This window comes from Actinoplanes sp. GCM10030250, from assembly GCF_042666575.1.
Taxonomy (GTDB): Bacteria; Actinomycetota; Actinomycetes; order Mycobacteriales; family Micromonosporaceae; genus Actinoplanes.
In genome coordinates this window covers 1-3,524 of record NZ_JBHTDO010000053.1, presented here as the reverse complement: position 1 = coordinate 3,524, position 3,524 = coordinate 1, and the positions used below count along the sequence as shown (strand labels likewise).

The window sequence follows — 3,524 nt, the reverse complement described above, 5'->3', positions numbered from 1 at the left end:
GAGCCGCAACCGGCGGCCCGGCCGGGTGACCCCTCGCCGGGCCGGGCCGCCGGGCGCCACCGCCGACGGAGAACTGCAGGGGAGATCTCCGGGCGGCGGCTATCCGGTAAAGACTCAGGCCGGGACGGGCTCCCGCCCTCTGCTACGCCGGGGGCGGCGGGACTCAGCGAGCCTCGGTGCGGCCTCCTCGCCGGAACCCTCCTCCTCCGGGAGAGAGGCACCCACCGGGAACGAAGCCTCCGCCGGGGAAGAAGGCTCCGCCGGCGAAGAAGCATCCGGCTCCTCGGGCAGCACCTCGAGGAAGGCAGGCGGGCTCTCCTCGAAAGGCAGACCCTCCCCGTACGCCACGGGCACCTCGGCCTCCTCGATCGGCACCGCGGGCTCCCCGCCCACGATCGCGTCGTCATCCGGGCCCTCGATGACGCTGACGGCCGGCGTCGGCTTGTTGCGATAGAACCGGCCGCGCCCCCGGCTCAGGTCGTGACCGATCGAGTGGGCCTCCATCTCATAGGTGACGCGGACTCTCTTGTCCTCGTCGACCCAGTCACGCGTGTAGATGCGGCCGTAGACGATCACCGGATCGCCGACCGCGACCGACGACGCCACCCCTTCCGCGAGCTTGCGCCAGGCGGTGACGCGCACCCGCATCGTGCTGCCGTCCGTCCAGCGGCCGTTGTCCCGGTCGAAACGGCGGGCGGTGGAGGCGATCTTGAAGTTCGCGACCAGCTGGTTCTCGTTGCTGGTGCGCCGCCACTCGGGCGCGGTCAGCACGTTTCCGATGATCACGAGTTGAGTTTCGAACACGGCGTTTCTCTCCCTCAGAACGTCGACTGCTTCGGTCGGAGGCAGAGCTTGGCCGGTCCGGCAACCTCGGGGGGATCTTGGAGCCGCAACCTGTGGACAGCCGCGAATTGTGGATGACGGCCGGAACGGCGGCTCGATTTGATATGGCGCGCGAAGAGGTACTCGTGGGTAACCTGGGGCGGTGGAGACCGACGTCCTGGGCTCGCCGTACGAGCGACACACCATCGATCTGGGCAACGACGACGAGGGACCGGTGGTGGCCACCCTGGTACGGCGCCGCGCGGAGACGCCGACACGGCGGGCCGTGCTGCACGTCCACGGGTTCGTGGACTACTTCTTCCAGACCCATCTGGCCGACTTCTTCGTCGAGCGCGGCTGGGACTTCTACGCCCTGGACCTGCGAAAGTACGGTCGCAGCCTGCTGCCGCACCAGACGCCCAACTTCGCCCGCAGCCTCACCGACTACTTCCCCGAACTGGACGAGGCCGCCCGGATCATCCGTGAGGACGACGGTCACGACCAGTTGCTGGTCACCGGCCACTCCACCGGCGGCCTGATCACCTCGCTGTGGGCGCACACCCGGCAGGGCCGTGGGCTCGTCGACGGACTGTTTCTGAACAGCCCCTTCTTCGACTTCAACCTGCCGTGGCTGGTCCGTAAGCCGCTGATGTCAGCGATGCTGGCGGTGAGCGGCCGTAGCCCGTACCGAAAAATGCCCGCCACCTCCCTCGGCCTCTACGGTCGCAGCCTGCACAGGGACCACCACGGTGAATGGACCTATGACCTGGCCTGGAAACCGATCCTCGGTTTCCCGGTCCGGGCCGGGTGGCTGGAGGCGATCCGGCGCGGTCAGCGCCGCCTGCGCGCCGGCCTCAACATCGACGTGCCGGTGCTTGTCGCCTGCTCGGACCGCACCTTCCGCGGACGCGAATGGCACGACGACGTGCGGGTGACCGATTCGGTACTAGACGTGGAACACATCACCCGCTGGGCCCCGGGCCTCGGCGCGCGCGTGACCATCGCACGCTTCAACGGCGGCATGCACGATCTGACGCTCTCCGGCAAGGACGTGCGCACCGAGGTCTTCCGCGAACTGGGCCGCTGGGTCGACGCCTTCCTGCCCGCACCGGGCACACCGGAGGTCGCGGTGCCGCCCGCCCCGGAGGACCAGGCAGCGATCAGCACGCTGCTCGACGCGGCCGAAGCAGCGGTCGAAGAGGCCGCCGAGGCTACAGCCGAACAGACCGTCGGAGCGAGGGCCGAAAAGCCCACTGGAGCGAGGGCTGGGAGAGCCGCGGCCGAGGAGGCGGACGACAAGACCGGCACGACCGCCTAGTATGTGCTGGCCAGCGCTCGTAGCTCAGCGGATAGAGCAACGGACTTCTAATCCGTCGGTCGCAGGTTCGAATCCTGCCGGGCGCGCTTCTACGACGCGGCGTTGACCTTGCAATCCTCGCCGATTGCAGGGTCGCGATCGATCGTCCGCCCCGTTGCGAAACGCCAGGCCTGGCTGACCTTCGCTACGAGGTCACGGCCACACGGCCGGTCAGCCTCAATCCCGCTCCGTCAAAATCGCCTGCAGCCGGTGAGCGAATGCCGGCACGCCGGCCTTGGCAAGTAGAGCGGTCAGGTCCACCGGCGTCATCGGCGGACGCCGCTTCTCGCCGGCCAGCCGGACAATGGAGCCGAGGACCTCATCCGGCCAGGCGTCGAGCAGGCCGCACAGGTAGTCGTCCGGCGTGCAGACCCGCAATCCCCGGGATGCCAGTTCTTCGGCGGGGAAGTCAGCGAGATTCCAGGTCACAAGCGCGACGGCACGACCGGCGATGGCGGCGGCCATGTGCACCCGATCGTCGGGGTCCTTGCCGGGCATCTGGTCGATCAGCTGGGCGTATGCAGGCTCGGGCACCTCGCTGTCGGCGAAGTACTCACGGATGGCGGCCGTGATCGCAGCGGCTGAGGCGGCTGGTCGGCGTTGGGCGCGCACGATGACCCGTTCCCATTCGGCGAGGAGGGCTTGCGTCCACAGCACTTCGTGCACGCCGTCCTCGGTCAACGCCAGCATGAGGTCCATGACTGAGAACGGGAACAGCACATTTGTGTCGACAAAGACCCTGGTCATCGAGGACGCCGATGAATCAGTAGGGGAGGTCCGCGGCGTGAACCGCGTCCGCGATGCGTCGGCGACCCGTCCGGCGGCGTTCCCGGCGTGCCTGGAACTCCAATACGTCCACCAGGCGCACGACTCGGTGCCTGCTGTCGGGCAGGTGTTCCGACGGGATCTCGCCGGCATCCAGCAGCCGGGCCACGAACGGCCGGGACAGTCCGAGCAGCTCTCCCACTTCTGCCGGGCTCAGACGGACCTCGGTGGCAAGAACGGTGACACCGTGTCCTTGCGACAGCTGTCCTGCGGAAGCGATCAGCACGGCCACCAGTGACTGGGGCAAGGCGATCTCCTCCCCGTCGGGCAGTCGGAGGGTCGCCTGGGAAACTCCGGCGGCTGCACGGCTGATCGCGGCCGCGCGATCACGATCATCCGAGGTCGGCTCAACATGGGTCGCCTCGCCCAGAACGCTCGAACGCGCCATCTCAGCCTCCCCGCACCGACGATATCCGCAACAACTGTAACCCATGACTGCCCTAAAAGCTCCTAACACGATCTCGGCTGGGTCCACTTGATCAATCTGCGCCAGCAGATCATGGCGCACGCGAGGCTGACG

At 68.1% G+C, this 3,524-nt stretch carries 4 protein-coding genes and 1 tRNA gene; 2 read left to right on the top strand and 3 right to left on the bottom strand.

Annotated features, from left to right (window positions below; all coding sequences use genetic code 11):
• Positions 1-114: 114 nt before the first annotated feature.
• Entirely contained in the window at positions 115-804 is a 690-nt protein-coding gene (locus ACFQV6_RS40745) for a single-stranded DNA-binding protein (protein ID WP_378033078.1), read from the bottom strand.
• A 181-nt stretch (positions 805-985) separates the two neighbouring features.
• Between ACFQV6_RS40745 and ACFQV6_RS40740 the strand changes: the two genes are divergently transcribed.
• Both ACFQV6_RS40740 and ACFQV6_RS40735 read left to right on the top strand, forming a co-directional pair.
• A complete protein-coding gene (locus ACFQV6_RS40740; RefSeq protein ID WP_378033077.1) occupies positions 986-2,140 on the top strand; it encodes an alpha/beta hydrolase in 1,155 nt (384 codons plus the stop codon).
• A 13-nt stretch (positions 2,141-2,153) separates the two neighbouring features.
• Positions 2,154-2,226, top strand: a tRNA-Arg gene (locus tag ACFQV6_RS40735).
• Positions 2,227-2,356: 130 nt separating this feature from the next.
• Here the strand turns inward: ACFQV6_RS40735 and ACFQV6_RS40730 are convergent.
• Both ACFQV6_RS40730 and ACFQV6_RS40725 read right to left on the bottom strand, forming a co-directional pair.
• Positions 2,357-2,926 carry a PIN domain-containing protein gene (locus tag ACFQV6_RS40730; RefSeq protein WP_378033076.1) on the bottom strand — a complete coding sequence of 190 codons (570 nt, stop codon included), beginning with the start codon at positions 2,924-2,926 and terminating at the stop codon, positions 2,357-2,359.
• A gap of 16 nt (positions 2,927-2,942) precedes the next feature.
• On the bottom strand, positions 2,943-3,524 hold a 582-nt coding region (locus tag ACFQV6_RS40725), incomplete at its 5' end, for a helix-turn-helix domain-containing protein (RefSeq protein WP_378033075.1).